The sequence below is a fragment of the Microbacterium sp. NPDC087868 genome, from assembly GCF_044900755.1.
GTDB lineage: Bacteria > Actinomycetota > Actinomycetes > Actinomycetales > Microbacteriaceae > Microbacterium > Microbacterium galbinum.
Map to the genome: position 1 here is coordinate 1 of NZ_JBJDNO010000018.1, position 4,244 is coordinate 4,244.

The 4,244-nt window shown below is 53.6% G+C and carries 3 rRNA genes; all 3 read right to left on the reverse strand.

The features are described 5' to 3' along the window. Nucleotides 1–63: 63 nt before the first annotated feature. A 5S ribosomal RNA gene (rrf, locus tag ACI2JZ_RS18345) occupies nucleotides 64–180 on the reverse strand. Nucleotides 181–344: 164 nt separating this feature from the next. Continuing rightward, nucleotides 345–3,477, reverse strand: a 23S ribosomal RNA gene (locus tag ACI2JZ_RS18350). Between the two features lie 598 nt (nucleotides 3,478–4,075). Beyond that, nucleotides 4,076–4,244: ribosomal RNA gene (locus ACI2JZ_RS18355) — 16S ribosomal RNA — on the reverse strand; the annotation flags it as partial.

Below are 4,244 nucleotides of genomic sequence, written 5' to 3' on the forward strand. Positions count from 1 at the left end.
GTTAAACAGGTGAGGCCCCGGCACCAAACGGTACCAGGGCCTCAAACCATCTACTCAAGTTAAGTCCGGCGGTGACCTACTCTCCCACACCCTCACGAGTGCAGTACCATCGGCGCAGTGGGCCTTAGCTTCCGGGTTCGGTATGGGACCGGGCGTTTCCCCCACGCTATGACCGCCGTAACAATCACGAAGCACACAAACCAAAACGTTTCCTGGTCAATGTTTTCCGGTGCTACAAAGTCTTGTAACTCATCTTGCATTTATTGGTTAGAGGTTGTTGTCTCGTAACCGCATAGTGAACGCGAACAGCATTGAAATCATCAGTTCAAATATTGTTTTATTGTGTGTTGAAAGTCATCGGCCTATTAGTACAGGTCAGCTACACAAGTCTTTAGTCCTTGCTTCCACATCCTGCCTATCAACCCAGTGGTCTAGCTGGGGGCCTCTCACACTCAAGGTGCATGGAAATCTCATCTCGAAGCAGGCTTCCCGCTTAGATGCTTTCAGCGGTTATCCCTTCCAAACGTAGCTAATCAGCGATGCACTTGGCAGTACAACTGACACACCAGAGGTTCGTCCGTCCCGGTCCTCTCGTACTAAGGACAGCCCTTCTCAAATTTCCAACGCGCGCAGCGGATAGGGACCGAACTGTCTCACGACGTTCTAAACCCAGCTCGCGTACCGCTTTAATGGGCGAACAGCCCAACCCTTGGGACCTACTCCAGCCCCAGGATGCGACGAGCCGACATCGAGGTGCCAAACCATGCCGTCGATATGGACTCTTGGGCAAGATCAGCCTGTTATCCCCGAGGTACCTTTTATCCGTTGAGCGACGGCCCTTCCACGAGGTGCCGCCGGATCACTAGTCCCGACTTTCGTCCCTGCTCGAGCTGTCACTCTCACAGTCAAGCTCCCTTGTGCACTTACACTCGACACCTGATTGCCAACCAGGCTGAGGGAACCTTTGGGCGCCTCCGTTACATTTTAGGAGGCAACCGCCCCAGTTAAACTACCCATCAGGCACTGTCCCTGAACCAGATCATGGTCCGAAGTTAGGTGACCGGTACAGCCAGAGTGGTATTTCAACGATGACTCCACCTGAACTAGCGTCCAAGCTTCACAGTCTCCCACCTATCCTACACAAGCTGCACCGAACACCAATACCAAACTATAGTAAAGGTCTCGGGGTCTTTCCGTCCTGCTGCGCGTAACGAGCATCTTTACTCGTACTGCAATTTCGCCGAGTTCATGGTTGAGACAGCGGGGAAGTCGTTACTCCATTCGTGCAGGTCGGAACTTACCCGACAAGGAATTTCGCTACCTTAGGATGGTTATAGTTACCACCGCCGTTTACTGGGGCTTAAATTCTCAGCTTCGCATTACTGCTAACCAGTCCTCTTAACCTTCCAGCACCGGGCAGGAGTCAGTCCGTATACATCGTCTTGCGACTTCGCACGGACCTGTGTTTTTAGTAAACAGTCGCTTCCCCCTGGTCTCTGCGGCCCACACCCGCATCAGAGAAGCAAGTTCTCATCACGGGGCAGGCCCCCCTTCTTCCGAAGTTACGGGGGCATTTTGCCGAGTTCCTTAACCATGATTCTCTCGATCGCCTTAGTATTCTCTACCTGATCACCTGTGTCGGTTTGGGGTACGGGCGGACTTGGACCTCGCGCCGATGCTTTTCTAGGCAGCATAGGATCACCGAATCACCCCGAAAACGGGGCGCCTATCAGGTCTCAGAATATATGAGCGGCGGATTTGCCAACCACTCTTCCTACACCCTTGGACCAGGTCAATTCCATTGCCTGGCTCGGCTACCTTCCTGCGTCACACCTGTTAATACGCTGACCTCACTGCATCGGTTCCCACCACATCAACCAGCAAGATACCCGAAGGCACCAACAGCTAGCGTCAATCATGGTTAGCATCCACAGCTCAGTATGGGCGGTCCTTCGCCGGTACGGGAATATCAACCCGTTGTCCATCGACTACGCCTGTCGGCCTCGCCTTAGGTCCCGACTAACCCAGGGCAGATTAGCTTAACCCTGGAACCCTTGATCATTCGGCGGACGGGTTTCTCACCCGTCATTCGCTACTCATGCCTGCATTCTCACTCGTGTGGCCTCCACCGCTGGTTTACACCGCGACTTCACCGTCCACACGACGCTCCCCTACCCATCCAAACACCCAATCGAAACCAGGTTAATATTTGAATGACGCAACTTCGGCGGTGTGCTTGAGCCCCGCTACATTATCGGCGCGGAATCACTTGACCAGTGAGCTATTACGCACTCTTTCAAGGGTGGCTGCTTCTAAGCCAACCTCCTGGTTGTCACAGCAACTCCACATCCTTTTCCACTTAGCACACGCTTAGGGGCCTTAGTTGGCGTTCTGGGCTGTTTCCCTCTCGACTATGAAGCTTATCCCCCACAGTCTCACTGCTGCGCTCTCACTTGCCGGCATTCGGAGTTTGGCTAAGGTCAGTAACCTTGTAGGGCCCATCGCCTATCCAGTAGCTCTACCTCCAGCAAGAAACACGCAACGCTGCACCTAAATGCATTTCGGGGAGAACCAGCTATCACGAAGTTTGATTGGCCTTTCACCCCTACCCACAGCTCATCCCCTCCATTTTCAACTGAAGTGGGTTCGGTCCTCCACACGCTCTTACACGCGCTTCAACCTGGCCATGGGTAGATCACTTCGCTTCGGGTCTAGATCACGCCACTCAAACGCCCTATTCAGACTCGCTTTCGCTACGGCTTCCCCACACGGGTTAACCTCGCGACGTAACACTAACTCGCAGGCTCATTCTTCAAAAGGCACGCCATCACCAGGGAACAAGTCCCCAGCTCTAACGGATTGTAAGCGCACGGTTTCAGGTACTATTTCACTCCCCTCCCGGGGTACTTTTCACCATTCCCTCACGGTACTGATTCACTATCGGTCATCAAGTAGTATTCAGGCTTACCAGGTGGTCCTGGCAGATTCACACAAGGTTTCACGGGCCCCGTGCTACTCGGGTATCAACACTAGAACGGCAGACACGCATTACACCTACGGGACTATCACCCTCTATGGTCCGGCATTCCAACCGATTCACCTATACGCCTGCACCTCATCCCACCAGCAAGATAGCGCTGGTACATGCCGACCCCACAACCCCGGTGATGCAACGCCTATCCGCTATCACACACCAACCGGTTTAGCCCCATCCGCGTTCGCTCGCCACTACTAACGGAATCACTGTTGTTTTCTCTTCCTGCGGGTACTGAGATGTTTCACTTCCCCGCGTTCCCTCCACACAGCCTATACATTCAGCTGCAGGTCACACCACATAACATGGTGCGGGGTTCCCCCATTCGGAAATCCTGGTCTCAACGTCCGGTTATCGACTCCACCAGGCTTATCGCAGATTCCCACGTCCTTCATCGGCTCTTGATGCCAAGGCATCCACCGTGCGCCCTTAAAAACTTCAACACAACATCAAAGTCAAAAGATATGAGCAATAAAACAATCTAACAAAATCACGCAGACAAGACTCCAACACCAGGCAATCCAAGGAAAAGGACTACCCAGCTCATCTCATCTGCAAGATGCTCGCGTTCACTATACAGTTCCCAAACAACAACCCCGCACCCCCGCAACAACACCCCAAAACCAACACCAACCAAAGGCCAGCATCAATCCAACAGGACATCCTTGCAGCAAACACAGGACAAACACCGAAACACCAAGAACCCCTCACCCAAGCGAACACCACCAGGACCCTCCCCACAGGAAGAACCCCGGCAACCATTCACCAGGAAAGGAGGCTTGTTGCCTCAAAACCCAACAGCATGCCAAACCATACAAACCACACAACACCCACACACCGCATTCCAGCACCGCAAGAAGAAAACCCCTCGCAATGCGTACTAGCAGATGCCCAAGCACCACGCGGCCACAGCCAATACCCCGCACCAGCATCAGCCAGCACGTTTTCCGGTATTGAGTCCATTGATATTCCACCCATGAGCAACCCACCCGGACAACACTCGTGTCCAGCATGGGCAACCAATAATGGTTAGCTCCTTAGAAAGGAGGTGATCCAGCCGCACCTTCCGGTACGGCTACCTTGTTACGACTTAGTCCCAATCGCCAGTCCCACCTTCGACGACTCCCCCCACACAAGGTGGTTAGGCCATCGGCTTCGGGTGTTACCAACTTTCGTGACTTGACGGGCGGTGTGTACAAGGCCCGGGAAC